Source organism: Streptomyces sp. NPDC016309, assembly GCF_043077235.1.
Lineage (GTDB): Bacteria > Actinomycetota > Actinomycetes > Streptomycetales > Streptomycetaceae > Streptomyces.
Map to the genome: position 1 here is coordinate 23,650 of NZ_JBIBSG010000016.1, position 25,123 is coordinate 48,772.

General features: G+C 74.6%; 22 protein-coding genes. 15 read left to right on the top strand and 7 right to left on the bottom strand.

What is annotated here, in order from left to right; genetic code table 11:
- Window positions 1-34 precede the first annotated feature (34 nt).
- Complete coding sequence (locus ACF068_RS29430) at window positions 35-1,759, bottom strand: hydrogenase maturation protein (RefSeq protein ID WP_392277425.1); 1,725 nt, start codon at window positions 1,757-1,759, stop codon at window positions 35-37.
- 268 nt (window positions 1,760-2,027) lie between these two features.
- Between ACF068_RS29430 and ACF068_RS29435 the strand changes: the two genes are divergently transcribed.
- Together ACF068_RS29435 and panD are read left to right on the top strand one after the other, a co-directional pair.
- Entirely contained in the window at window positions 2,028-2,411 is a 384-nt protein-coding gene (locus tag ACF068_RS29435) for a hypothetical protein (protein WP_392277340.1), read from the top strand.
- A gap of 175 nt (window positions 2,412-2,586) precedes the next feature.
- Window positions 2,587-3,015: an aspartate 1-decarboxylase gene (gene panD / locus ACF068_RS29440; RefSeq protein WP_392277341.1), complete on the top strand. Its 429-nt coding sequence runs from the start codon at window positions 2,587-2,589 to the stop codon at window positions 3,013-3,015.
- 512 nt (window positions 3,016-3,527) lie between these two features.
- Here the strand turns inward: panD and gndA are convergent.
- The gene (gene gndA / locus ACF068_RS29445; protein WP_392277342.1) at window positions 3,528-4,973 is read right to left on the bottom strand and encodes an NADP-dependent phosphogluconate dehydrogenase; all 1,446 of its coding nucleotides are present in this window, start codon (window positions 4,971-4,973) and stop codon (window positions 3,528-3,530) included.
- 200 nt (window positions 4,974-5,173) lie between these two features.
- On the opposite strand from gndA, the gene ACF068_RS29450 reads away from it, so the two are divergent.
- Complete coding sequence (locus ACF068_RS29450; protein WP_392277343.1) at window positions 5,174-6,424, top strand: transglycosylase family protein; 1,251 nt, start codon at window positions 5,174-5,176, stop codon at window positions 6,422-6,424.
- Here ACF068_RS29450 and ACF068_RS29455 read toward each other — a convergent pair.
- Window positions 6,305-7,246, bottom strand: coding sequence for a DMT family transporter (locus ACF068_RS29455; protein ID WP_392277344.1), 942 nt, complete (start codon window positions 7,244-7,246; stop codon window positions 6,305-6,307). The two genes, ACF068_RS29450 and ACF068_RS29455, sit on opposite strands and share 120 nt — an antisense overlap.
- A gap of 201 nt (window positions 7,247-7,447) precedes the next feature.
- Between ACF068_RS29455 and ACF068_RS29460 the strand changes: the two genes are divergently transcribed.
- Both ACF068_RS29460 and ACF068_RS29465 read left to right on the top strand, forming a co-directional pair.
- Window positions 7,448-8,914, top strand: a complete 1,467-nt coding sequence (locus ACF068_RS29460) for an SDR family NAD(P)-dependent oxidoreductase (protein WP_392277345.1) — start codon at window positions 7,448-7,450, stop codon at window positions 8,912-8,914.
- A 261-nt stretch (window positions 8,915-9,175) separates the two neighbouring features.
- A complete protein-coding gene (locus ACF068_RS29465; protein WP_392277346.1) occupies window positions 9,176-9,346 on the top strand; it encodes a hypothetical protein in 171 nt (56 codons plus the stop codon).
- A 120-nt stretch (window positions 9,347-9,466) separates the two neighbouring features.
- Here the strand turns inward: ACF068_RS29465 and ACF068_RS29470 are convergent, their stop codons facing one another.
- The gene (locus ACF068_RS29470; RefSeq protein WP_392277347.1) at window positions 9,467-10,879 is read right to left on the bottom strand and encodes a lipase maturation factor family protein; all 1,413 of its coding nucleotides are present in this window, start codon (window positions 10,877-10,879) and stop codon (window positions 9,467-9,469) included.
- 124 nt (window positions 10,880-11,003) lie between these two features.
- Between ACF068_RS29470 and ACF068_RS29475 the strand changes: the two genes are divergently transcribed.
- From ACF068_RS29475 to ACF068_RS29490, 4 genes are all read left to right on the top strand, one after another.
- Window positions 11,004-12,317, top strand: a complete 1,314-nt coding sequence (locus ACF068_RS29475) for a DUF6777 domain-containing protein (protein ID WP_392277348.1) — start codon at window positions 11,004-11,006, stop codon at window positions 12,315-12,317.
- A 50-nt stretch (window positions 12,318-12,367) separates the two neighbouring features.
- Entirely contained in the window at window positions 12,368-14,467 is a 2,100-nt protein-coding gene (locus ACF068_RS29480; protein ID WP_392277349.1) for a SpoIIE family protein phosphatase, read from the top strand.
- 117 nt (window positions 14,468-14,584) lie between these two features.
- Window positions 14,585-15,958 (top strand): wax ester/triacylglycerol synthase family O-acyltransferase, encoded by a 1,374-nt coding sequence (locus tag ACF068_RS29485; protein WP_392277350.1) that lies wholly within the window; start codon window positions 14,585-14,587, stop codon window positions 15,956-15,958.
- Between the two features lie 55 nt (window positions 15,959-16,013).
- Window positions 16,014-16,874, top strand: a complete 861-nt coding sequence (locus ACF068_RS29490) for an Fpg/Nei family DNA glycosylase (RefSeq protein WP_392277351.1) — start codon at window positions 16,014-16,016, stop codon at window positions 16,872-16,874.
- Between the two features lie 135 nt (window positions 16,875-17,009).
- Here the strand turns inward: ACF068_RS29490 and ACF068_RS29495 are convergent, their stop codons facing one another.
- On the bottom strand, window positions 17,010-17,663 hold the full coding sequence (locus ACF068_RS29495) for an anti-sigma factor family protein (RefSeq protein WP_392277352.1): 654 nt from the start codon (window positions 17,661-17,663) through the stop codon (window positions 17,010-17,012).
- 141 nt (window positions 17,664-17,804) lie between these two features.
- Between ACF068_RS29495 and ACF068_RS29500 the strand changes: the two genes are divergently transcribed.
- The 5 genes from ACF068_RS29500 to ACF068_RS29520 all read left to right on the top strand — a co-directional run bounded on the left by ACF068_RS29500 (window position 17,805) and on the right by ACF068_RS29520 (window position 22,317).
- Entirely contained in the window at window positions 17,805-18,548 is a 744-nt protein-coding gene (locus tag ACF068_RS29500) for a LytR/AlgR family response regulator transcription factor (RefSeq protein WP_392277353.1), read from the top strand.
- A 106-nt stretch (window positions 18,549-18,654) separates the two neighbouring features.
- A complete protein-coding gene (locus ACF068_RS29505; RefSeq protein ID WP_392277354.1) occupies window positions 18,655-19,041 on the top strand; it encodes a hypothetical protein in 387 nt (128 codons plus the stop codon).
- A 17-nt stretch (window positions 19,042-19,058) separates the two neighbouring features.
- On the top strand, window positions 19,059-20,813 hold the full coding sequence (locus ACF068_RS29510) for a cation acetate symporter (protein ID WP_392277355.1): 1,755 nt from the start codon (window positions 19,059-19,061) through the stop codon (window positions 20,811-20,813).
- Window positions 20,810-22,039 carry a sensor histidine kinase gene (locus ACF068_RS29515; protein ID WP_392277356.1) on the top strand — a complete coding sequence of 410 codons (1,230 nt, stop codon included), beginning with the start codon at window positions 20,810-20,812 and terminating at the stop codon, window positions 22,037-22,039. The genes ACF068_RS29510 and ACF068_RS29515 overlap by 4 nt, the downstream gene beginning before the upstream one ends.
- 56 nt (window positions 22,040-22,095) lie before the next feature.
- Complete coding sequence (locus ACF068_RS29520; RefSeq protein ID WP_392277357.1) at window positions 22,096-22,317, top strand: DUF6296 family protein; 222 nt, start codon at window positions 22,096-22,098, stop codon at window positions 22,315-22,317.
- Window positions 22,318-22,398: 81 nt separating this feature from the next.
- On the opposite strand, the gene ACF068_RS29525 is transcribed toward ACF068_RS29520, so the two are convergent.
- Both ACF068_RS29525 and ACF068_RS29530 read right to left on the bottom strand, forming a co-directional pair.
- Window positions 22,399-22,902: a hypothetical protein gene (locus ACF068_RS29525; RefSeq protein ID WP_392277358.1), complete on the bottom strand. Its 504-nt coding sequence runs from the start codon at window positions 22,900-22,902 to the stop codon at window positions 22,399-22,401.
- A gap of 183 nt (window positions 22,903-23,085) precedes the next feature.
- On the bottom strand, window positions 23,086-23,625 hold the full coding sequence (locus tag ACF068_RS29530) for a sigma-70 family RNA polymerase sigma factor (RefSeq protein ID WP_392277359.1): 540 nt from the start codon (window positions 23,623-23,625) through the stop codon (window positions 23,086-23,088).
- A gap of 270 nt (window positions 23,626-23,895) precedes the next feature.
- Here ACF068_RS29530 and ACF068_RS29535 point away from each other — a divergent pair, with 270 nt between their 5' ends.
- Entirely contained in the window at window positions 23,896-25,107 is a 1,212-nt protein-coding gene (locus ACF068_RS29535) for a CapA family protein (RefSeq protein ID WP_392277360.1), read from the top strand.
- Window positions 25,108-25,123 lie beyond the last annotated feature (16 nt).

Here is a 25,123-nt window from a genome sequence, read left to right on the forward strand (position 1 = left end):
AACGGCAAAACCGCTCGAGTAAGCCTTTACCGGGCTAAGAGTCCGCCAGCGGTGCGCTCCTCGCACCCGCGGCGGTCCGTTCGGCGGCGCCCGGCTCCTTGCGGACGAAGGCCCTGCGCAGCGCGTGGTAGGGGGCGGCGGGGTTCTGGAAGATGTCCCGCATGCGTGCCAATTCCCGCTTCCGGATGTCCGCCAATGGGGTGACGGCCTCCCGGTGCTCGCTCTCCTCCTTCTTCGCGGCGAGGAGCGTCTGGGCGCGTGCGGAGGCGGCGAGGTGGGAGGCCAGCCCGGTGACCTCCGCGGTGAAGCGCGAAGGGGCGCACTCGACCACGCGGTCGATCAGACCGATGTCCTGGGCGCGGGCGGCGGTGACCGGGAGCGCCTCCTGGGTGAGCTGTTCGGCCATGGCGGCGCCCACCCGGCGGGGCAGGCTGTAGGTCCAGTACTCCGAGCCGAACAGCCCCATACGCCGGTAGTGCGGGTTGAGCACCGACCCCGAGCGGCACCACACCTCGTCGGCGGCCAGGGCGAGCATGACGCCCCCGGCGGCGGCGTTGCCGCCGATCGCGCTGACGACGAGGCGGTCGGTGGTGGTGAGGATCGCCTCGACGAGGTCGTCCATGGCATTGATGTTGGCCCACGACTCGGCCGCCGGATCGGCCGCGGCCTCGATGACGCCCAGGTGGATGCCGTTGGAGAAGAAGTCCCGGCCGCCGCCCAGGACCAGCACGGTGGTGGGCCGGGCGCACGCCGCCCGGTAGGCGTCCAGCAGACGCCGGCAGTGCCCGGTGGACATCGCGCCGCCCGGGAACGAGAACGACAGGACGCCCACCGGGCCGTCCTCCCGGTACCGGATGTCCGACCAGGTGCTGTCGTGGTCGGCGGGCGGGAGTGCGGGGGAGGGCAGCTCGGGCAGGTCCGGCAGTCCCGGGCAGTCCCTCAGGGCGAGGGTGGCGGGCAGCTTGCAGGCGCGCGGTGCACCGGGGCCGGTGCGCGCCCGCAGCTCGGGAATCCACACCGCCCCGTCGGCGGTGGCCCGGCAGATCGCGCCCGCCCGGGTCGCCAGCAGCTCGCCGGGGCGACCGCGCAGCCCGTGCTCGGGGTGGCCGCCGTGGAGGAACCACTCGCCGCCGAGGAGGTCGTCCAGGACACCTGGCTGGGAGTCGGCGGCACGCAGGGTGCGCAGCACCGTGTCGGTGGTGTCGTCGGTCCATGCGATACGCCGGTCCGCCTGGCGCATCGGGGGCCTGGTGCGCGCGCCCGCCGCCTTGGGGAGGGTGCTCTGGTCGAGAGGAACGTACTGGCCGGAGGCGAAGCGTCCGACCGCCAGGAGCACCGCTTCGACGGCCGCGTCGGCGAGTTCGTTGCGGTACAGATCGCTCTTGCCCACCGGCGGGGCGGCGAACGTCGCGGTCGCCCACACGGGCCCGGCGTCCATCTCCTCCTCCGCCTGGAGCACGGTGACGCCCCACTCGCCGGCGCCCTCGCGGACGGCCCAGTCCAGGGAGGACGGCCCCCGGTCGCCCACGGGCCCCGGGTGCACGATCAGGCACGTCCGGGCCGTCCACACGTCACGCGGTACTACCGCCTTCAGCATGGGCGCCACCACCAGCTCGGGCACGTGCCGGTCGACGGCGGCCCGTACGTCACCGCTGTTCGGTGTCACCTCGACGGCGACGGTGTGCCCCCGCTCGCGCAGCTCGGCGTGCAGGCGCTGGGTGAGACTGTTGTAGGCGCTGGCGACGAGCAGGATGCGCATGGCGACCCCTCCCAGGGTGCGGCGGTCGGTGGTGACGCGAACCGGCTGCCTGAGATGCTCCGCCACGGGCTCGACCGGACGTCGACACGAATCCCGTGCATCACTCGTACGGGTCGCGGGTTCGTGCCACATGGTCGGCATGGGCGCCCCGTGACCGGCCGTCCCTCCGAATGCGGTCGATATGCCGTTTTTGTGGAGGAGTGGAAGAATCCTTACTGCCCTGGCACGGGAGACGTGCCTCCACCGCAGCGGACAGGCAGGTCGGCGCATGCCCAAGGAACAGAAGCCATCGAAGCCGTCACGCGACCAGGGGCCGAGCCGGCACCAGGGGACCGAGCACCACGGCTGGTCCCCCGATGTCGACGAGACCCGACAGCAGGAGAACCCCAGCGCTCGTCGCTCCTTCCACGCGGAGGACGCCCCGCCACCCGGCGCGGGCCGTAAGAGGTCCAAGGAGGAGCGCGCCTCGGTGCCCGGCGACAAGGCCGAGAGCGGCACCGCGCGGGGTGAGGAGTACGGGGAGAAGACGGAGAAGGGCATGCGGGACACCGGCCGCAAGGGCCGCTCCGGACGCCCCTCCGGTACGAAGGACGACACCGCGTTCACCGGTGTCGACCCCAACGACACCGAGAGCGGCCCCCGCCCGGGCTGACGCTCCGTCGCGCCGGGTACCCCGGAGCCGGCCGGCCCGCACAGGCAGGAAGCCTCCTCGTCAGAGGGAAGCGATGTTCCTCACAGTCTTCGAGTCGGGCGCGTGCCAGTTGTAGAGTGAAGGACGCCCTTGACCTGCACAAAGCAGGCAGGGAGCCGTCTTTCAGGAGTTCAACATGCTGCGCACCATGTTCAAGTCCAAGATCCACCGCGCCACCGTCACCCAGGCGGACCTCCACTACGTCGGGTCCGTCACCGTCGACGCCGAGCTGATGGAGGCGGCCGACCTGCTGCCGGGCGAGCTCGTGCACATCGTCGACATCGACAACGGGGCGCGTCTGGAGACGTACGTCATCGAGGGCGAGCGGGGGTCCGGTGTCATCGGGATCAACGGCGCCGCCGCGCACCTCGTGCACCCCGGTGACCTGGTGATCCTGATCAGCTACGCCCAGGTCGACGACGCCGAGGCGCGGGCGCTGGTGCCGCGGGTGGTGCACGTGGACGGGGCGAACAGGATCGTGCAGCTCGGGTCGGACGCCTCGGAGCCGGTTCCCGGGAGCGGCACCGCGCGGAGCCCGCAGGCCGTTCCGGCTGCGCGCGGCTGACGCGCGGGCGTTCCGGCGGCGCGCTGCTGATACGCGGGCGAGGGGCCGGCGCGGGTCGCGTTCACCCTGGTGCCGGGGCGGGTGGTCCTGATGAGTGATCCCGTCGGGCGGGGGAACGCGCAGCGGGAGAACCTGGAAGGTGCACGGTCGAACCGTCGAGGGAGCCCGTCATGACCAGCCCGAACCCGTACCCGCCCGACCCCGTACCGCCCGCGCCGACACCGCCGCCCGGCCCGCCGGACCCGGTGCCGCCGACGCCCGTGCCCCAGCCCGGCCCGCCCGGCCCCGAACCGGGCCCCGCCCCCGGGCCGGTGCCTCCGGCGCCGCCGCACCCCGGGCCCCCGCCGCCCGGACCGGCCCCGGACCCGGTGCCCAAGCCGCCCGGTCCCGACCCGGTGCCCGGCCCGGAACCGGAGCCCGGCCCCGCGAGCTGACCCCGCCGACCCGCACGGGCGCCGCCCCGGCGGCCCCGCACCGGGGCCGCCGGGGTCGCTCCGCCGAGGCGCGAGGCCTCAGCCCCCCGCCACCTCCCTGCGGTCGGCGTCGCCCCAGAGGGTGTGGAACGAGCCGTCCCGGTCGGTCCGCCGGTACGTGTGGGCGCCGAAGAAGTCCCGCTGGCCCTGGATCAGGGCGGCGGGCAGCCTCGGCGCCCGGAGCGCGTCGTAGTAGGCGAGCGCCGCCGAGAACCCCGGCGTCGGCACGCCCCGCCGCGCCGCCGTCGCCACCACCTCGCGCCAGTCGTCCTGGGCCTCCCCGACCTCCTCCGCGAAGCCCCTGTCGGCCAGCAGGCTCACCATCCCGGGCCGGGCGGCGAACGCGCCCCGGATCCGGTCCAGGAACGCCGCCCGGATGATGCACCCGGCCCGCCACAGCGACGCCACCGCCGCCAGGTCCACCTCCCACCCGTACGTCTCGCTGCCCGCCCGCACCTGGTGGAAGCCCTGCGTGTAGGAGACGACCTTCGAGGCGTACAGCGCCTGTTCCACCCGCGCGGCGAAGCGCTCCGCCTCCGCCACGTCCAGCGGTTCCGCCGCCGGGCCGGGCAGGCCCCGTGACGCCTCCCGCAGCTCCGCGTGCCCGGACAGCGAACGGGCGAACACCGCCTCCGCGATGCCCGGCACCGGCACTCCCAGGTCCAGCGCGATCTGCACCGTCCAGCGTCCCGTTCCCTTCTGCTCGGCACGGTCGGCCACGACGTCGACGAACGGCCGGCCGGTCGCCGCGTCCGCGTGCGCGAGGACCTCCGCCGTGATCTCCATCAGGTACGATTCCAGCCGTCCCGCGTTCCAGCCGCGGAAGACGTCGGCGATCTTCGCGGGCGCGTACCCCGCCACCTCGCGCAGCAACTGGTACGCCTCCGCGATCAGCTGCATGTCGGCGTACTCGATGCCGTTGTGCACCATCTTGACGAAGTGCCCGGCACCGTCCGGGCCGACGTGCGCCACGCACGGAGTGCCGTCCGGGGCCCGGGCGGCGATCCGTTCCAGCAGCGGACCCAGCGACGCGTACGACTCGGCCGGCCCGCCCGGCATGATGCTCGGCCCGTGCAGCGCGCCCTCCTCACCGCCCGAGATGCCCGCCCCGACGAAGTGGATGCCCCGCTCGCGCAGCGCGCTCTCCCGGCGCCGGGTGTCGGCGAAGTGCGCGTTCCCGCCGTCGATGATGACGTCCCCCGGCTCCAGCAGCGGCGCGAACTCCTCGATCACCGCGTCCGTCGGCCCGCCCGCCTTCACCATGACGACCAGCCGCCGCGGCCGTTCCAGCGCCGCGACGAACTCCTCGGCGCTCCTCGCGGCCACGAAGGAGCCCTCGTCCCCGAACTCGGCCACCAGCGCCTCCGTCCGCGCGGGCGTCCGGTTGTGCACGGCGACGGTGAGGCCGTTGCGGGCGAGGTTCCGCGCGAGGTTGCGGCCCATGACCGCGAGCCCGGTGACGCCGATCTGGGCAGTGCCACTCATGTGCGTACTCCTGGTTTCCGGCGCGGACTTTCGTGCCCGCGTACGCCTGCATACGTGCCGTGCGAGCTGGACGTTCACCGGCCGGCCCCCAACGCCCGGCGCCGAACGGGCATTTGACGAAACACGCGCCCCCTTGTCACCGCCTGTCAGGTACCTCTAGCTTGGGCCGCTGCTGACGTGTGCAAGGGGGGGACCGACCCATGGCCGTACGCGGACGACACCGCCGGTACCAGCCGAGTCGCATCAACCGGGCATCGCTCACCGTCACGGCGAGCGGCGCCGGAATGGCGCTGCCCCTGATAGGAGCGGGCGCCGCCCACGCGGCCTCGGTGGACGTCTGGGAGAAGGTCGCGGCCTGCGAGTCGACCAACAACTGGAAGGTCAACACCGGCAACGGCTATTACGGCGGGCTCCAGTTCACCCAGTCGACCTGGGAGGCGTACGGCGGTACGCGCTACGCGCCGCGCGCCGACCTCGCGACCAAGGACCAGCAGATCGCCATCGCCGAGAAGGTGCTCAAGGGGCAGGGTCCGCGCGCCTGGCCCGCCTGCTCGGTCAAGGCGGGCCTCACCCGCGGCGGCGACGCGCCCGACATCGCGCCCCGCGGCGGCGGACCGGCGGCCGAAAGGTCACGGGCCGGGACCGAGCCCCGGGCGACCAGGACACCGCCCGCCACGCCCACCACCGTCCCCGGCAAGCGCGAGAGCTACACCGTGGCCCGCGGCGACTCGCTGTCCGGCATCGCCGAGGCGAAGAGGGTCAGGGGCGGCTGGCAGCGGCTGTACGAGGACAACCGCACGGTCATCGGCGGCGACCCCGACATCATCATGCCCGGGCAGAGACTCACGCTGCGCACCACCGCCCCCCGGCCCGGCACCACCAGACCCGTGCCCGCCAAGCCGCCGACCGCGGCCCCGAAGCCGCCGACCGCGAGACCGGCCGCTCCCCGGCCCGCGCCCGCGAAACCCGCCACCGCCAAGCCCGCGCCCAAGCCCGCCACCGCCAAGCCCGCGACCGCGAGGCCGGCCGCGCCCAGGCCCCGGACCGCCGGCTTCAGCGCCCCCGTCGACGCGGGGCCCAGCACCGCCTACCGCAAGGCCGGATCCTCCTGGTCCAGCGGCTACCACACCGGCGTGGACTTCCCGGTCCCGACCGGCACCGCCGTGAAGGCCGTGGCGTCCGGCCGGGTCGTCTCGGCCGGCTGGGGCGGAGCGTACGGGTACCAGGTCGTCATCCGCCACGAGGACGGCAAGTACAGCCAGTACGCCCACCTCTCCGCGCTCACCGTCCGCGAGGGGCAGCGGGTCACCGGCGGCCAGCGGATCGCCCGGTCAGGGTCGACCGGCAACAGCACCGGGCCGCACCTCCACTTCGAGGTGCGCACGGGGCCGGGGTACGGCTCCGACATCGACCCGCTCGCCTACCTGCGAGCCGGCGGCGTCCGGCTGTGACGGCGGCGGCACGGCGCTGAGCAGGACCAGCCCGCCCGCCGCCACCACACCGCACCCCAGCGCGAGGACGGTGCCGGTCACCCCGTACCGGAACTGCTCGCCGAGCAGGGTGACGCCGACGGCGGCGGCCGCCACCGGGTTGACGACGGTCACGGTCGCCAGGGGCGCCGCCAGTCCGGCGCCCCGGTAGGCCGCCTGGGACAGCAGCAGCCCGGCGGCCGCCAGCGCGGCGACCGCCACCAGATCCGGCCACCGGTCCGGCCACCGCGCCGGCGGCACCCCGGCCGCGAGGTCCGCCGCGACCGCCTTGGTGAACACCGACCCGATCCCGAACGCCCCGCCGGCCGCCGCCGCCAGCAGCACGCCGCGCACCACCGGGCGGCGCACGCCCCGGGCCGTCAGCGCCAGCGCCGCCACCGCCCCGGTCACCGCCACCACCAGCACCGGCCGGTCGCCACCGTCCAGCGGCCGGCCGCCGCCGCTCCCGGCCAGCGCCAGCAGCCCCGCGAGCCCGCCCGTCGCCATGACCGCGCCGCGCCACGCGGCGGCCCCGGCCCGCCGCCCGGCCAGGAGCGCGGCCAGCGGCAGGGCGAACACGACCGTCGACGCCCCCAGCGGCTGCACCAGGCTCAGCGGGCCGTACGCCAGGGCCACCACGTGCAGCGCGGCACCCCCGCCGTTCAGCGCGACGGCCGCCCACCAGGTGGCGGAGGACGCCGCGGGCACGGCGGCCGCGGCGACGCGCTCCTGCGCGATCGCCCCGGCCGCGTACGCGACCGCCGAGGCCAGCGACAGCAGGACGGACAGCGCGAGGGAGGTCATGGGGCAACGATGTCGGGCGGCACCGTCCCGCGTCGTCGTCCCTGGGCACCCTCTCGCTCCTACTGCCGTCGTAGTACGGGAGTACAAGGCCGCCCCCGCCCCCGGCGGACGGCCGTTTGGCGGGCGGGCCCCCCGCTGACGTAAAGTTCTGCTTTTGAAAAGTAAACGTGGCATACGAGTGATCGAGGAACGGCAGCGGCCATGACGGTGACTGAAGAGAACCAGGCGTACGGGCCGGGAATCGACCCCGAGCGCCTGGCCGTCTGCCTGAGCGTCCTCGAGGAGCTCGACACGATCGACGTCGACCACCCGGACGCCATCGCCGTCCGCCGGGCCACCGCCGGCGTCTACCGCACGGTGAAGCAGCGCCGCCGCCAGGAGCGCCGGGCCGCGAAGACCGCCCACGACAAGGCGGTCACCGAGGCCACCGCGACCGGTTCGGCCGAGCGGATCGACGACGAGACGCAGGGCCTGCTGCCGTCCTCCTCCGTCGTCGGCGAGATCGCGGGCGTGCTCCAGCGCCCCCGTTCCTGCTACATCTGCAAGACCCGGTACGTCGAGGTCGACGCCTTCTACCACCAGCTCTGCCAGAAGTGCGCCGCCGAGAACCGGGCCCGGCGCGACGCCCGCACCGACCTGACGGGCCGGCGCGCCCTGCTCACCGGCGGCCGCGCCAAGATCGGCATGTACATCGCGCTGCGGCTGCTGCGTGACGGTGCCCACACCACCATCACCACCCGCTTCCCCAACGACGCGATCCGCCGCTTCAAGGCGATGCCGGACAGCGACGAGTGGATCCACCGCCTGAAGATCGTGGGCATCGACCTCCGCGACCCGGCGCAGGTGGTCGCCCTCGCCGACTCGGTGGCCGCCGAGGGCCCCCTGGACATCCTGATCAACAACGCGGCCCAGACCGTACGCCGCTCCCCGCAGGCGTACAGCGAGCTGGTCGCCGCCGAGTCCGCCCCGCTGCCCGCGGGCGAGCTGCCGCCCGCCCAGGTCATCGGCACCTTCGGCAGCGGCGCCGTGGAGACCATGGCCGCGCTGCCCTCGCCCCGGAGCGGGGACGGGCTGACCGCGCAGGACGTCACCGAGCTCGCCCTGGTGAGCGGCTCGGCGTCGCTCGAGCGCATCGCCGCCGGCACCGCGATCGACGCGGGCGGCCTGGTGCCGGACCTGCACGACACCAACAGCTGGATCCAGACCGTTTCCGAGGTCGATCCGGTCGAACTTCTCGAAGTCCAGCTCTGCAACTCCACGGCCCCGTTCATCCTCATCAGCCGGCTCCGCCGGTCGATGGCCGCCTCCTCCGCGCGGCGCACGTACGTGGTGAACGTGTCCGCCATGGAGGGCGTCTTCAGCCGCGGCTACAAGGGCGCCGGCCACCCGCACACCAACATGGCCAAGGCCGCCCTGAACATGCTCACGCGCACCAGCGCCCAGGAGATGTTCGAGAGCGACCGCATCCTGATGACCGCGGTCGACACCGGGTGGATCACCGACGAGCGGCCGCACCCGGACAAGATGCGGCTCGCCGAGGCGGGTTTCCACGCCCCGCTGGACCTCGTCGACGGCGCGGCCCGGGTGTACGACCCGATCGTGCGCGGCGAGATGGGCGAGGACCTGTACGGCTGCTTCCTGAAGGACTACGCGCCCGCCAAGTGGTGAAGGCCACAGGGTCCGGCGCGCCGTGTCCGGAAGCGGGCAGCGTGTCCGGATCCTGTCCATGTGACGCGTTCCATCGAGCGGAAGCACGCTCATTTGGTTAACCTGAGGCGAACGGCCCGCCGCCAGGGATCCACGAAACCCCCTCAGGCGGGCCTCGGGGACAGGCCTGCACCAAGGCCGCGTTTCCGCCCGAGTACCGGCGCCACCGCGACCGAACGGCAGTACATGTCCTCATAGGTTCGCGACACGAAGGAGTGCGCGGTGACACCAGAACTCATGAAGCAGGAGCAGCGGCCGACGGAACGCGGAGACAGGTCCGCCGGCCCCGACACCCTCGGAAGCCTCGAAGTGTGGGCCCGTTCGGCCCCGATCCGGCTGGCCGGTTACGAGGAGGACCTCGCCGAGCCGCACATCCTGCCCGGCATCGACTGACGGCCGGGGGCCGCGCCGCGTGATGCGCGCGCCGGTTCCCACCGTGCACCCCGTGCCCCCCGCCCCCACAGGGCGGGGGGCACGCGTGCGTGCTCCCCGCCGTACCGGGCCGCACCGGGGTCAAGACAGCCGGGTGGGCGGCAGGAAGTCCCGCACGTACGTCCGGTGCCACCAGGCGCCCGTCTCCCGCAGTTCCCGCCAGGTCGTGAACCGGTAGCGGTACAGCCGGGCCCGGATCCGTACGGGAGGGGCGTCCGGGAAGGGGTTGTGGCGCAGCAGCCGCAGCGTGTCGCGGTCCCCTTCGAGCAGCCGCTCCACGAAGGGCCCGAACCAGCCGTACGCGTACGCGGGGGAGAGCGCCGCGAACCACATCATCCAGTCCAGGCGCAGGTGGTACGGGGCGAACTGGCGCGGCAGCCGTCGTACCCCGCCCGGTTTGCCCTTGAACTCGTACTCGCGCCACACGGTGCCGGGGTGGACGGTCGGCTCGTCGGTGCCCTCGATCACGATCTCGTGCCGGATCCTGCCCACCGTCCCGAAGGCCCCGTAGGTGTTGACCAGGTGCAGCGGGTCGAAGGAGCGGTTCATGGCCTGGCGGCGGGACAGCAGGTTGCGCACCGGTCGCCGGCTGAGGAACAGCACCAGGGCGGTGACGCCGATGACCAGGATCCCGTACCAGAGCGGGGGGCGGGGGAGCGCGGGCGCGTCCGTCACCAGGGACCCGTCCACGGCCGACAGGGCGAGCACGATCGTGATCCAGTTCAGCCAGGAGAAGTTGCCCGACAGCACCAGCCACAACTGGGTCAGGACGATCAGGCCGGCCGCCGCGCTCGCGACCGGCTGGGGGGTGAAGAGCAGCACCGGGACGACGAGCTGCGTGACGTGGTTGGCCGCCGTCTCCACCTTGTGCAGGGGCTTGGGGAGGTGGTGGAAGAACCAGCTCAGCGGCCCCGGCATCGGCTGGGTCTCGTGGTGGTAGTACAGGCAGGTCAGGTCGCGCCAGCAGGCGTCGCCGCGCAGCTTGATCAGGCCGGCCCCGAACTCCACCCGGAACAGCAGCCACCGCAGCAGGAACAGCACCAGCACCGGTGGGGCCGTGTCCTCGTTGCCGAGGAAGACGGCGAGGAAGCCCGTCTCCAGGAGCAGTGACTCCCAGCCGAAGCCGTACCAGGTCTGCCCCACGTTGACGATCGACAGGTACAGCCCCCACAGCACCGCCCACATCAGCATGGCGACCGCGAGCGGCACGGCGTCCCCCGCCCCGGCGATGAGCGCGGCCGACAGCGCCGCGCCCGCCCAGGCGCAGAGCGCGAAGAACCGGTCGGAGTAGTGCAGGTGGAAGACGCTGGGCGCCGCCCGGGGCGGGACGCGGCGCAGGTACGCGGGCACCGGGAGCATGCCCCGCGCGCCGATCAGCGCCCGGAACTGGAGGGCGGCGCAGAGGAAGGCGACCAGATAGACCCCGGCGAGCGCCCGCTGGAAGACCAGCCGGCTCAGCCAGTAGTCGGACGAGGTGAACCAGAACCACTCCATCGGTTCCAGTATCGGCCGGTGCCCACCCCGTGGCGATCTTTCGCGGCGCCTCGGGTCGCGGCGCCTCCGGTTGCGGGCCGGCCCGGCATCCGGCAGACAGGAACCACTGGAGAGGGAGGATCGCGTGCGTTCACCGATACGTCGTCGCCGCCCGCACGCCGCGCCCGCGGCGCCCGCGGTCGTGCCCGTCGCTGTGCCCGCCACCGTGCCCGCCGTCATGCTGCTGGCCGCCGTGCTGCTGCTCACGGGCTGCGGTGGCTCCGGGGGCGGCGGCGGGGGCGCGGCGACCGGCACCCGGGTGGTGGCGGACGCGCGGGACGTACGCCTCCAGCCGGCCGGCGACCGCGGGCCGCACCCCTTCACCGCGTCGACGGCGCGCCGCCCCCCGCGTGGTGCCTCGGCCCCGCATGCCCGCCGGGCGGCGGACGGCGGCGGCCCGCGTGCCGTGACCGGCTCCACGCCCGGCCTCTACGGCGGCGTCCCCTCCGCCCCAAGCTGCGACGTCGAGCGTCAGGTCCGCCTGCTGACCGAGGACGACACCAAGGTCCACGCCTTCGCACAGGCGGCCGGCATCGGGCCGGCGCGTACCGCTTCCTGGCTGCGCGGCCTGACCCCCGTGGTGCTGAGCGCCGACACCCGTGTCACCGCCCACGGCTACCGCGACGGCTCCGCCCTCCCCTTCCCGTCCGTCCTCCAGGCCGGCACCGCCGTGCTGGTGGACCAGTACGGGGCGCCGCGCGTCCGCTGTGCGTCGGGGGCCCCGCTGCGGTCGCCGGTCCTCGCCCGCGAGGCCGCCGGGGCGCCCGGGTCCGCCGCGGCCGCCGTCGGCAGGGGCAGGGTCTGGGCCGGCTACGACCCCGGGCGGGTCGTGATGATCAGCCCCACCGAGCAGGTGGTCCACAGCCTGCTCATCGTGAACCTTCTGGACCACACCTGGCTCGAACGCCTCACCGGCACCGGCGGGAACCGGGACCGGAAGCCCGAGGCGCCGCCGCCCTACGCCCCCGGTGAGCGCGACTTCCCGGCGCTCCCCGCGCCGACGGAGCCCCGGCAGCCCGTTCCCGTCGCACCGGCCGACTGCCCGACCTCGACCGACGGCGGCCGCACGGTCCCGCACGGCTGCCCCACGCCGCCGCCCCCGCCGCCACCGCCGGTCGTGCCGGACGCCCCGGACGGCCGGGACGCCCCGAACGGTCCAGGCGGCCCCGGCGGCTCCGGTGGCGAGCCGCCCGCACCCGACGCGCCCGGCATGCCCGACGCACCCGGTGCCCCGGACGCACCCGGTGCCCCCGACGCGCCCGGCGTACCCGACGGTCCCGGCGTACCGGACGGGGGAGGAGACCCCGGAGAGCAGCCCTCCGGCCCCGGCGGGCCGCCCGACGCGCCCATCGAGGTGCCGGCCGACGTGCCCGCCGAGCCGGAGCTCTACGAGGGCTGATGACTCCCCGACCGGTCGAAAAACCCGACAAATGATGGCAGAGTGGCTCCATGGTTGATCCGGCAGCGGATGCCCTGTCGCTCCCCGAGGACTGGCCCGCCCACCCGGATCAGAGCCTGGCCCTCAACCGGATGGGCAGCTTCGACTGGGACCTCGACACAGGGCTCATGCACATGGACGGCACCGCCCTCGCCGTGTTCCAGGTGGATGCCACGGAGTACGACGGGCGGCCCGAGAGCCTCGCCCCCCGGGTGCCGCCCAGCGAGTCCGTCCGCCTCGACGGGATGGTAGCGCAGGCGCTCAAGAGCGGCGGCACGCACTACGGCACCTACTTCCGCATCCGCACCCGCGACGGCGGTCTGCGCTGGACGCACACCCAGGGGTTCATCCGGCGCGACGAGACGGGCCGCCCGCGCCGCATCATCGGCATCGTCCGCGACGCCACCCAGGAACTCGCCGAATCCACCGCGCGCCGCGAGGTGGACGAGGAGCGCCGCCGCCAGACCAGCGTCGTCGAATCGACCACCGCCGCCCTGGCCCACGCCCGCACCGTCCAGGACGTCATCGACGTGCTCAAGGACTCGCACGGGCTGGAACACCTCGGCGCCACCAGTCTGGTGATGGGGCTGCTGGAGGCGGGCCGCATCCACCTGGTCGCCGACGGCCCCGAAGGATCCTTCGTCCCCGGCACCCGCTACACCCGGGTGGACGAGCAGTACCCGATGAGTGAGGTGGTCCGCACCCTCGCGCCCCGCTTCATCGAGTCGCCCGAGGACTTCGCCGCCTCCTATCCCATCCTGTGGCCGAACATCAGCGGGCTGGGCATCACCTCCGCCGCCTACCTGCCGCTGATCGCCCAGGCCCGGCCCATCGGCGCCCTCGGCCTGCTCTACAACGACAAGAACGGCTTCTCGCCCGAGGACCGCAACGTCCTCGTCGCCCTCGGCAGCAGCATCGCCCAGAGCCTCCAGCGCGCCATGCTCTTCGAGCAGGAGCACGACCTCGCCGAGGGGCTCCAGCAGGCCATGCTCCCGCGCCGGATCCCCGACATCCCCGGCGCGCAGATCGCCGTCCGCTACCGCGCCGCCCGCCTCGGCCGGGACATCGGCGGCGACTGGTACGACATCATCCCGCTGCCCGGCGGGCGGGTCGGCGCCGTCATCGGGGACGTCCAGGGACACGACACCCACGCCGCCGCCGTGATGGGCCAGCTCCGCATCGTCCTCCGGGCGTACGCGGCGGAGGGGCACACGCCCGCCACCGTGATGGCGCGGGCCTCCTCCTTCCTGCATGAACTCGACACCGACCGGTTCGCCACCTGCACGTACCTGGAGGCCGACCTGGCGACGGGCGTCGTGCAGGTCGTACGGGCCGGCCACGTCGACCCGCTGCTGCGGGACACCGACGGGAGCTGCCGCCGGCTGCCCGTGCCGGGCGGGATGCCGCTCGGCCTGTCGGCGGAGTTCGGGCGGCTCGACTACCCCGTCGCCATCCTGGAACTGGACCCGGGACAGGCCCTGGTGCTGTACACCGACGGACTGGTCGAGCAGCCGGGCGCCGACCTGGACGAGGGCATGCAGTGGCTCGCCGCCCTCGTGCACGACGGGCCGGACGACCTCCAGGAGCTCGCCGACCTCATGTGCGACGTGGTCGACGAGCGTGGCGGGGACGACGACGTCGCCGTCCTGCTGCTGCGCCGCAGGGGCGGCTACACCCCGCAGGCCGGCGGACGGCTCCAGCAGCACGTGGCCCAGAGCGACCCCGAGGCACTCACCGCGGCCCGCCACATGATCAGGGCGGCGGTACGGGCCTGGGGCGCGGAGGAGCGGGCCGACGAGATCGAGCTGGTCGCGGACGAACTCATCACAAATGCCTTGCTCCACACCGACGGGGGCGCGATCGTCACCCTCCGGATGCTCGCCGGGCACGAGCGCCGCCTCAGGGCCGAGGTCGAGGACCGGTCCAGTGCCCTGCCGCGCCGCCGCGAGGCCGGCCTCTCGGGCGTCTCCGGCCGGGGCCTGCTGCTCGTCGACCGGCTGGCCGACGTGTGGGGCGTGGAATCGCGCGGCAGCGGCAAGTGCGTCTGGTGCGAGTTCACGGTCCCGGACCGGCCCGAAACCCGGACGACACGGGATGTTGACGGTGAGTGAGGTGTTCGTCCTTGACCGTGACCGACCGGAGGCGATTGACTGACGGCCTTCCCGGAGCCCTCAGGCACGTCCCGACGGCCCTCCGCGCCACCCGGCACTCCACGACATGGGGACCCCTTGAGCAGTGAGCCGCTGGCACCCCTCGACCTGGCCTTCTGGCACCTGGAGACGGCGGGGCACCCCATGCACCTGGGCGCCCTCGCCCGCTTCGACCCCGGCCCGGACGGTCCCGACGGGCCGGGCACCGTGCTGGACCTGCTCGCCGAGCGCGCCGCCGCCGTCCCCCGGCTCAGGATGCGCGTCCGTGACGTCCTGCTGCCCGTCGGGGGCGCCGTCTGGAGCGCCGACAAGACCTTCGACGTACGCCGGCACGTCCGGCACCTCCCCCTGCCGGACGGCGACGACCCCGGCGGCTTCACCGACCGGGCCACCCGGCTCGCCGGGGAGCTGATGGAACGTCCCCTCGAACGAGGACTGCCGCCCTGGGAGATGTACCTGCTGACCGGCGCCCCGGGCGGGCCCTTCGCCGTGCTCGTCAAGCTGCACCACGCGCTCGCCGACGGGATGCGGGCGGTCGCCATCGGCGCCGGGATCTTCGACCAGATCGCCGGCGCCCGGCCGCCCCGCCGCCGCCCCCGGCCCGTGCCGCCCCGCTCCTGGCTGCCCGGCCCGCTGACCGTCGCGGGCGCCGCACGCGGCCGCGTCGAGGAACTCGGCCGCGCCCTGGGCGTCGGCGCCTCCGTCGTACGGGCCGGCCGCCTCGACCCCCGCGGCACGCCCGCGCTCACCGCCGGCCCCAGCGGGACCCGGCGCCTGGCCACCGTCGACCTGGACCTGGCGGAGGTGCGCCGGGTCCGCCGCGCCGTGGGCGGCACCGCCAACGACGTCCTGCTCGCCGTGACCGCCGGGGCCCTGCGCCAGTGGATGGCGCAGCGGGGCGAGCCGCTGCCCACCGCCGACCCGCGCGCCCTCGTGCCGGTCTCCCGGCGGCGCCCCGGCGGCGCGCACGGCCCCGGCAACACCTTCTCCGCCTACCTCCTGGACCTCCCGGTCGCCGACCCCGACCCGCTGGGCAGGCTCGGCTCCGTACGCCGCGGCATGGACCGCAACAAGGCGGCCGGGCCGACCCGCGGGGCCGGGGCGGTCGCCGTCCTCGCCGACCAGCTCCCGCCGCTCGCCCACCGGTTCGGGGCGCCGCTGGCCTCGGGCGCGGCGCGGATGCTCTTCGACGTCCTCGTCACCAACGTGCCGCTGCCCCGCTCCACCCTCTCCCTCGGCGGCCACCCGCTGCGCTCCCTGCACCCCATGGCCCCGCTCGCCCGCGGCCACGCGCTGGCCGTGGCGATGTCCCCCTACGGCGGCCGCGTCCACACCGGGATCGTCGCCGACGGCAGGGCCGTGCCCGACGCTGACCGGCTCGCCGCCGCCATGGCCGACGAACTCACCGCGCTCGTCAAGGCCACCGACGGGCCGGAGCGACCGGACTACTGACCCGCCGGGCCCGGCCGGGGCGGCGCGCCGGGCCGCGCTGCGGCAGGCTGGAACCATGCCCGAACTGCCCGAGGTCGAAGCCCTCCGCGAGTTCCTCGACGGGAACCTGGTGGGCAAGGAGATCGCCCGCGCCCTCCCCGTCGCCATCAGCGTGCTCAAGACGTACGACCCGCCGCTGTCGGCGCTCGACGGCACCACCGTCACCGGCGTCGGCCGGTACGGCAAGTTCCTCGGCATCGAAGCGGGCGGGCTCCACCTCCTGATCCACCTGGCCCGGGCCGGCTGGCTCCAGTGGCGGGACGTCCTGCCGTCCGGACCGCCCCGGCCCGGCAAGGGCCCGCTCGCGCTGCGCGTCGCCCTCACCGGCGGCGACGGGTTCGACCTCACCGAGGCGGGCACCACCAAGCGCCTCGCCGTCCACCTCGTCCACGACCCGGCCGACGTCCCGGGCGTCGCCCGCCTCGGCCCCGACCCGCTCGCGCCCGGCTTCGACCGCGACGCCTTCGCCGCCCTGCTCGCCGACGAACGGCGCCAGGTCAAGGGCGCGCTGCGCGACCAGGGCCTGATCGCCGGCATCGGCAACGCGTACAGCGACGAGATCCTGCACGCCGCCCGGATGTCCCCCTTCAAACCCGTGCGCAATCTCAGCGACGAGGAGATCACCACGCTGTACGAGGCGATGCGCACCACACTGGGCGAGGCGGTGGAGCGGTCGCACGGGGTCGCGGCGGGCCGGCTCAAGGCCGAGAAGAAGAGCGGGCTGCGCGTCCACGGCCGCACCGGTGAGCCGTGCCCGGTCTGCGGTGACACGATCCGGGAGGTGTCCTTCAGCGACTCGTCGCTCCAGTACTGCCCGACGTGCCAGACCGGCGGCAAACCGCTCGCCGACCGCCGCCTGTCGCGCCTGCTGAAGTGACGCCGGTCCGACCAGTGGACCCGACCGGAGGGTCCGGACCGGCAGGCCCGGACCGGGCCGCGTGAGCCCGGGGGCCCCCGCGTCCGCCTCCCGCCCCCGCGTCCGCCGCCGTCACCCGTCCCGCGCCCACCGCCCTCAGGGCCGTACCGACACCAGCCGCTCACCGCCCGCGGTCCGCACCTCCAGCCGCTCGATCTCACCGAGCCGCAGCGCGATACCGCCCTCCATCAGCGGCTTCTCGCCGTCGTCCGTCGCCCACGTCATCACCGGCCACGCCGTACCGTCCCTCCCCACCACGACCAGCTCGCACACATGGGGCCCCCGCACCCCGGCCACCCGCAGCGCGACCTCCGTGCCCCACTCACGCTCCCGCAGCGCGACCGACGCCGACGCCCCGGTCGCCGTGTCCGTCGCCGCCGCCCGCCGCACCCCCGGTTCGTCCCCGCCGGGCCCCGAACCGGCCAGCACCACGGCGCCCGGCACCGCGACCGCCAGCGCCGCCGCCACCCCCACGACCCGCGACCGCCACCGCCGCCCCGGCGGGCGGCGCGAACGACGGGCCCGCCTGCGCCCCGCCGGCGCCGCCGCCCCGCGCACCGGCCCCGGCGGACGCAGCGGCTCCCGCTCCGCGAGCTGCGCCAGCGCCGACGTGGCGAAGACGAAGTCCGGCAGGCAGGCCGCGCAGTCCGGGCACCGGGCCAGATGCTCCTCGCAGCTGAGGGCGTCCGCCGGTTCCAGCACGCCCAGCGCATAGGCGGCGACATCGTGATGCCGCTCCCGCAGACTCATGGGCGTGCCTCATTCCCGCGTACGCGTCCGTGTGCCGAATGCTCCCGGGACGCCGTGCCGACGCCCCGCCGAAGCCCTACGCCGAGGAGTACGCATCCGAGCCGTTTCTCGCTCAATCGACCCACCCCTACACTCCGCACCATGGTGCGCGTACTGGCCGTCGACGACGAGAAGCCCGCTCTGGAGGAACTGCTCTACCTCCTCCGCTCCGACCCGCGGGTGCGCAGCGCCGAAGGGGCCACCGACGCGACCGAGGCGCTCCGCCGCATCGGCCGCGCCCTGGAGGCGGGCCCCGACGGCGAGGACGCCATCGACGTCGTCTTCCTCGACATCCACATGGCCGGCCTCACCGGCCTCGACATCGCCCGGCTGATAGCCGGGTTCGCCAGGCCGCCGCTGGTCGTGTTCGTCACCGCCCACGAGGGCTTCGCCCTCCAGGCGTTCGACCTCAAGGCCGTCGACTACCTCCTCAAGCCCGTCCGCAAGGAACGCCTCGCCGAGGCGGTGCGGCGCGTCCGCGACCTCGCCGAACCCGCCGTCGCGGCCGGCGCGCCCGAGCAGATCCCCGTCGAACTGGGCGGCGTCACCCGCTTCGTGGCCGTCGACGACATCGCGTACGTCGAGGCGCGGGGCGACTACGCGCGGCTGCACACCGACGGAGGCAGCCACCTGGTGCGCATCCCGCTGTCCACACTGGAGGAGCGCTGGGCCGGGCACGGCTTCGTCCGTATCCACCGCAGCCACCTAGTCGCCCTGCGCCGCATCGACGAACTGCGCCTGGACGCCGGCACGACCACCGTCCGGGTGGGCAGCGCCGAGCTCGCCGTCAGCCGCCGGCACGCCCGGCAGCTACGGGACCTGCTGATGCGCCAGCCGCGCGGCTGACCCCGGCCCGGGACGGCGGCGGAACAGGGGTCTACCTTCGGTAATGGCTTCTGCGTAGACTCCACCCTCCCAGCCAGCCGCACCCGCCAGCCCACCCCGGACGCCGATGCCCGCAGAGCACGAACCCGCGCGCCGCCCGCGCCGTGAGACCGTCACCGGTGTGCCGCGCTCCGCCCGCCGCCCGCCCGGCCACGCGCCCGCCCGGTCCGAGATCAGCGAGCAGACCACCCTCGGCCACACCTACGTACGGTCCCTGATGCGCAGCCAGCTCCGTGCCGCCCTCTCCGCGCTCGCCGCCCTGGCGCTCCTCATCGGCTCGCTGCCCCTGTTGTTCACCCTCCCCGCCGCCCTGGGCCGCGGCACCGCCCAGCCGTTCGTGTGGGCCGCCCTGGGCGTCGGCGCCCACCCGGTCATGTGGCTCGTCGCCCGCTGGTACGTCCGCCGGGCCGAGCGCAACGAACGCGACTTCACCGGACTCGTGGAAGGCCGCTGAGCCCGTATGGAGCGGCCGTGAACCAGACCTACGCGGTGGCCGCGGTCACCGCCGTCGTTCTCGCCACCGTGCTCGTCGGCGCGCTCGGGCTGCGGGTCTCCCGCACCACCTCCGACTTCCTGGTCGCGTCCCGCACCGTGGGCCCCCGCCTCAACGCCGCGGCCATCAGCGGCGAGTACCTGTCCGCCGCCTCCTTCCTCGGCATCGCCGGACTCGTCCTCCTCCAGGGCCCCGACATGCTCTGGTACCCGGTCGGCTACACCGCCGGGTACCTGGTGCTGCTGGTCCTGGTCGCCGCCCCGCTGCGCCGCTCCGGCGCCTACACGCTCCCCGACTTCGCCGAGGCCCGCCTGGAGTCGCCCGAGGCCCGCCGGCTGGCCAGCCTCCTCGTCGTCGGCATCGGCTGGCTGTACCTGCTGCCGCAGCTCCAGGGCGCCGGCCTGACCCTGGAAATCCTGACCGGCGCGCCCGGCTGGGTCGGCGGACTCGTCGTCGCCGTCGTGGTGACGGGCGCGGTCGCGGCGGGCGGGATGCGCAGCATCACCTTCGTCCAGGCCTTCCAGTACTGGCTGAAGCTCACCGCGCTGCTCGTGCCCGCGCTGTTCCTGGTCACCGCCTGGTGGGGCGACGACGCCCCGCGCGCCCGGTTCGACGCGCCCGCGGTCCTCCGGGAGCACACCGCCGTCACCGTCGACGACACGGTACGCGTCGAGGTGGACGCCCCGCTGACCCTGACCGTCTCCGGGCGCGTCGACTCCACCGTGTACGACGGGGACCGCGTCACCCTCGACGAGGGCGCCCACCGGGTCGAGGCCGGCACCACGCTGCGCTTCCCGGCCGGGGCGGCCGTCCCCGAGCGGGCACCCACCGGCGGCGAACTCCCCCCGGCCCCGGGCCGCTGGTCGCAGCCGCTGGCCGGCGGACACGACGGCCACCAGCTCTACGCCACCTACGGGCTGATCCTCGCCACCTTCCTCGGCACCATGGGGCTGCCGCACGTCGCCGTCCGCTTCTACACCAGCCCCGACGGCCGCACCGCCCGCCGCACCACCCTGGTCGTCCTCGGCCTGGTGGGCGCCTTCTACCTGCTGCCTCCGGTGTACGGGGCGCTCGGCCGGATCTACGCGCCCGAACTCACCCTCACCGGCGCGGCGGACGCCGCCGTGCTCGTCCTGCCCGACCGGGTCCTGGGCGGTCCGGCCGGCGAGCTGCTGGGCGCGCTGCTGGCGGGCGGGGCGTTCGCCGCCTTCCTGTCGACCGCGTCGGGGCTGACCATGTCGGTCGCGGGGGTGCTCGGCCAGGACGTGCTGCCCTCGCGCGGGGTGCGGCACTTCCGGCTGGCGACCCTGCTCGCCATGGCCGTGCCGCTGGCCGCGAGCCTGGTGGCGACGAACGTGCCGGTCGCCGACGCCGTGGGGCTGGCGTTCGCCGTGTCGGCGTCCTCCTTCTGCCCGCTGCTGGTGCTCGGCATCTGGTGGCGGCGGCTCACCCCGCCCGGCGCCATGGCCGGACTCCTGGCGGGCGGCGGGGCCGCGCTCACCGCCGTGCTGGCGACCCGCGCGGGGCTCGCCCCGGAGGGCTGGCCGCACACCCTGATGGCCTGGCCGGCGGTCTGGTCGGTGCCGCTCGGGTTCCTCACCATGGTGGCCGTCTCCCTGGCCACGCCCCGGCGGGTACCGGCCGGGACCCCGGCCATCCTGGCCCGGCTCCACCTGCCCGAGGACCTGGCCGGGCGCCCCGGGCCCGGGCAGCCGGAAGGGGCCGGCCGGTGAGCGGGGCCACGGGCGTCGCCCTCGCGGCCCTCGCCGCGGCCGGGGCCGTCCTCCTCGCCGCCGGGTTCGCGCTCGGGCGCCTCAGCGCCCGCCGGGCCGGCAAGGACGTCCTGGACCTCGGCACCCCCGTCGAGCGGGCCACCTTCCACACCCTGCACACCGCGTCGCTCGCCGCCCCGCCGCTGCGCGCCGGGCTCACCGAGGACACCGCCCGCAAGGCCGCCCGCCGGCTGCGCCCCCTGCTCGGCACGGAGGCGCTGTGCCTGACCGACCGCACGGCGGTGCTCGCGTGGGACGGTCCCGGCGGCGACCACCACCGGGGTCAGGTGATGGAGCGGGTGGCCGAGGTGCTCGGCTCGGGGCGGGGCCAGAGCGTGCGCGCCGAGTGCGGCGTGCCGGACTGCCCGCTGCGCTGGGCGGTGATCGCGCCGCTGACCGGCGAGGAAGGGGTGCTCGGGGCGCTGGTGGCGTACGGCTCGCGCGAGTCGGCGGTGCTGGCCCGGGCGGCGACGGAGGTGGCCCGCTGGGTCTCCGTACAACTGGAGCTGGCCGAGCTGGACCGCTCCCGCACCCGGGCGATCGAGGCCGAGATCCGGGCCCTGCGCGCCCAGATCTCACCGCACTTCATCTTCAACTCGCTGGCCGCCATCGCCTCGTTCGTCCGCACCGACCCGGAGCGGGCGCGCGAACTGCTGCTGGAGTTCGCCGACTTCACCCGCTACTCGTTCCGGCGGCACGGCGAGTTCACCCAGCTCGCCGACGAACTGCGCTCCATCGAGCAGTACCTGGCGCTCGCGGGGGCCAGGTTCGGCGACCGGCTCCAGGTGACCCTCCAGGTGGCGCCCGAGGTGCTGCCGGTGACGCTGCCGTTCCTCTGCCTCCAGCCGCTGGTGGAGAACGCCGTCAAGCACGGCCTGGAGGACTCGCGCACCACCTGCCGGGTGACCATCGCCGCCCGGGACGCGGGCGCCGAGGCGGTCGTCACCGTCGAGGACGACGGCGTGGGCATGGACCCGGACGTGCTGCGCGCCGTCCTGGCGGGGGAGCGGCCGGGCTCGTCCGGCATCGGTCTGTGCAACGTCGACGAACGGCTGCGCCAGGTGTACGGGGACGCGTACGGGCTCGTCGCCGAGACGGCTGTCGGCGCGGGCATGAAGGTCACGGTGCGTGTCCCCAAGTACCGCGCGGGTGTCCACCGCGATCCCCCGGTGTCCGTTCAGGAATGAAAGGTCCCGGTTTGGGGACGCGGGTGCGTGGCGGTGAACGTGACCAGGAGGCAGCCATGCGCATACACGATCACTACGAACTGGACTTCGGGCGGGAGGACGTCGTGCTGGTGCACCGCACCGAGCGGACCGGCGCCGGCGGGCACCCCGTCTACTCGGACGACACCGGCATCGTCCTGGCCGAGATCAGCGACCGGGGCGAGGTCCGGATGCTCGCCAGCGGTGGTCAGCAGGACCTGCCGGCCAGGGTCCGGGCGCGTCCCGTACAGCCGCACTGAACGCACTCCGTCCAGCCGCACCGAACCCCCGGCCGCGCGGAGCGGCGGAAGGACCCGTCCCGGGGAGCGGCCGTACGGGTCTCAGTACAGCCGCAGTGCCAGGTGCCCGAGCGGGAGGCCGAGGCGCCACGAGGGGAGCCACACCGCCTCCGACTCGTCGACCGTGAAGCCCGCGGCCGGCCCGGCCGACAGTGCCCCCAGGTCGGTGGCGAGCAGGTGGGTGCCCTCCAGGTGGCGCCAGGTCTCGCGGGCGAGGGCGAGGCCCTCGTCGTCGTCGCCGACGCGCTCCCGCCGGGCCGCCAGCCGCTCCCGTACCCAGTCCTCCCAGGGGTGGCCGTGCGCGGTACGGGTCAGCCACTCGTCCAGCCGGTCCTCGGCGCCCGCCCCCGGGTCGCCGTCGGTGCCATCGCCCAGGTAGACGGTGAGCGCGAGCGTCCGGCGGCCCGCCTGGTACTCCAGCGAGCCGGGTTCGACCAGGCCGCCGGCTCTCAGCAGTTCATCGGCGATGTACTCGGCACACAGCCAGGCCATCGGGACGGCCAGCCCGCCGCCCCCGCCGGTGCCGTTCGTGCTCTCGGGCCGCAACGTTCCCACCTTCTCCCGGACGTCCTGCGTGTGCGTGTGGTCCTCGACGACGAGCCTCTACCGTCAGGCACGGCCCGGGGCCGCTCTTTGCTCAACTCGGCGGTGTGGTTTCGCCTACATTTCGTCCGGGGCCGTGACACGCGGGTGGTGGCGTGTCCGAGGGTGAGGGTGGGGCGGGAGGGATCAGGCCGGAACCGATCCGGAGAGGGTCCGGCTGTACCCGGGGAGGCACCTGCCGAGCGCCCTGAGCGCGTAGTGCGACCGCGACTTGACCGTCCCGGCCGGTATGCCGAGGTCCGCGGCGGCCTCCTTCACGCTGAGCCCGTCGAAGTAGATCCGCACCAGCACCGCCCGGTGCTCGGGGCTCAGTTCCCGTACCGCCGCCCGGACGTCCAGCGCGGCGACGGCGGACTCGGTGACGTCCGACGGGTCGGGGGTGCCGGCGAGCACCCCGTCCCCGATCTCGGTGGGCCGGGCCATCCGGGACCGCCGGGCGTCGATCGCGAGGCGCCGGGCGACCGTGAAGAGCCAGGGACGCATCGACGCGTACGGGGCCTCGAAGGCCTCGGGGTGCTGCCAGGCGCGCAGCAGCGTCTCCTGGAGCAGGTCCTCGGCGCGCTGCCGGTCGCCGTAGGTGAGGCCGAGCAGGAAGGTCAGCAGCGCGGGCCCGTGGTCCCGCTGGAGTTCCGCCAAGGCCCGCTCGTCGGTGGTCGCCGTCGTCATCGTCACACCCTTCCGCGCCGTACTCACGCCCTCGAGGCGTATCCGAGCGCATCCCGGCCCGGAGGGACAGGCGCCGCACCGGGACGTGCGACGAGCGGTCGCACCGAGCGGCGAACGGTGCGGCGAACGGTCACCCGGAGCGGTCGGTCCTCTATCACTGCGTTTGTATGATTTTGTGTATTTAAGGATTGTCTGACCGGTTTTTCCCGTAGGGATCCAGGGAGCGGCCCACCCCCTTCCACGCCCCCGAAGCCCCACGGAGCCCCGCTGATGACCACCTCACCCATGCGACGGACCACGGTGGCGGTGGCCACCCTCCTCCTCTCCGCCGCCGCGGGCTGCGCGGGCGCGCGGCCCGAGCCGTCCGGAGCCGCCCCGGCGGACCGGCCGCGGCAGGCCACCCCCCGTTCCGCCGCCTCGTCGGCGGGCGGCGCCGCGGCCGCCCCGGAGCGCGGCTTCACCCTCGTGGCCAGCGGCGACGTCCTGCCGCACGCCTCGATCATCCGGCAGGCCCAGGCGGACGCGGGCGGCACCGGCTACGACTTCCGCCCCATGCTGTCCGGGGCGAAGCCCGTCGTGTCCGCCGCCGACCTGGCGATCTGTCACATGGAGACGGTGTACGGCAAGGAGGGCGGCCCCTACACCGGCTACCCGTCCTTCAAGTCGCCGCCCGAGGTCGCCACCGCCCTCGCCGCCACCGGCTACGACTCCTGCTCCACCGCCTCCAACCACACGCTGGACGACGGCGCCGCCGGCCTCGGCCGCACCCTGGACGCCCTCGACGCGGCGGGCGTGCGCCACGCCGGCTCCGCCCGCACCGCCGCCGAGTCCACCCGGCCCACCCTGCTGAAGGCGCGGGGCGCCACGGTCGCCCATCTGGCCTACACCTACGGCACCAACGGCATCCCGCTGCCCCAGGGCCGCCCCTGGGCGGTCAACCTCATCGACGAGAACAAGATCCTCGCCGACGCCCGGGCGGCCCGCGGCGCCGGTGCCGACGTCGTCGTGGTCAGCCTGCACTGGGGCAGCGAGTGGCAGACCGAGCCCGACCGGCAGCAGCTCGACCTCGGCCGGAGCCTCACCGGCTCCGCCACCGGCGGCCGCCCCGACATCGACCTGATCCTCGGCACCCACGCCCACGTCCCGCAGGCGTACGAGAAGGTCAACGGCACCTGGATCATCTACGGCATGGGCGACCAGATCGCCGGCGACATGATCAACCACAGCGGTTCCTTCGACCCGCGCGGCAACCAGGGCACCATCGGCCGCTTCACCTTCACGCCGCCCGCCCGGCCCGGCGGCAGATGGGCCGTGGCCAAGGCGGAGTTCCTCCCGCAGTGGTTCAACACCGGTACGGGACGCGTGGTCAACCTCAACGCCGCGATCAAGAACGGCGAGAACCTCACCGAGGTGCGCGACCGCATCCAGCGGGTCGTCCTCGGCCGGGGTGCGGCCGGGGACGGCCTGCTCATGGGGGAGTGACCGCCGGGGTGGCGGC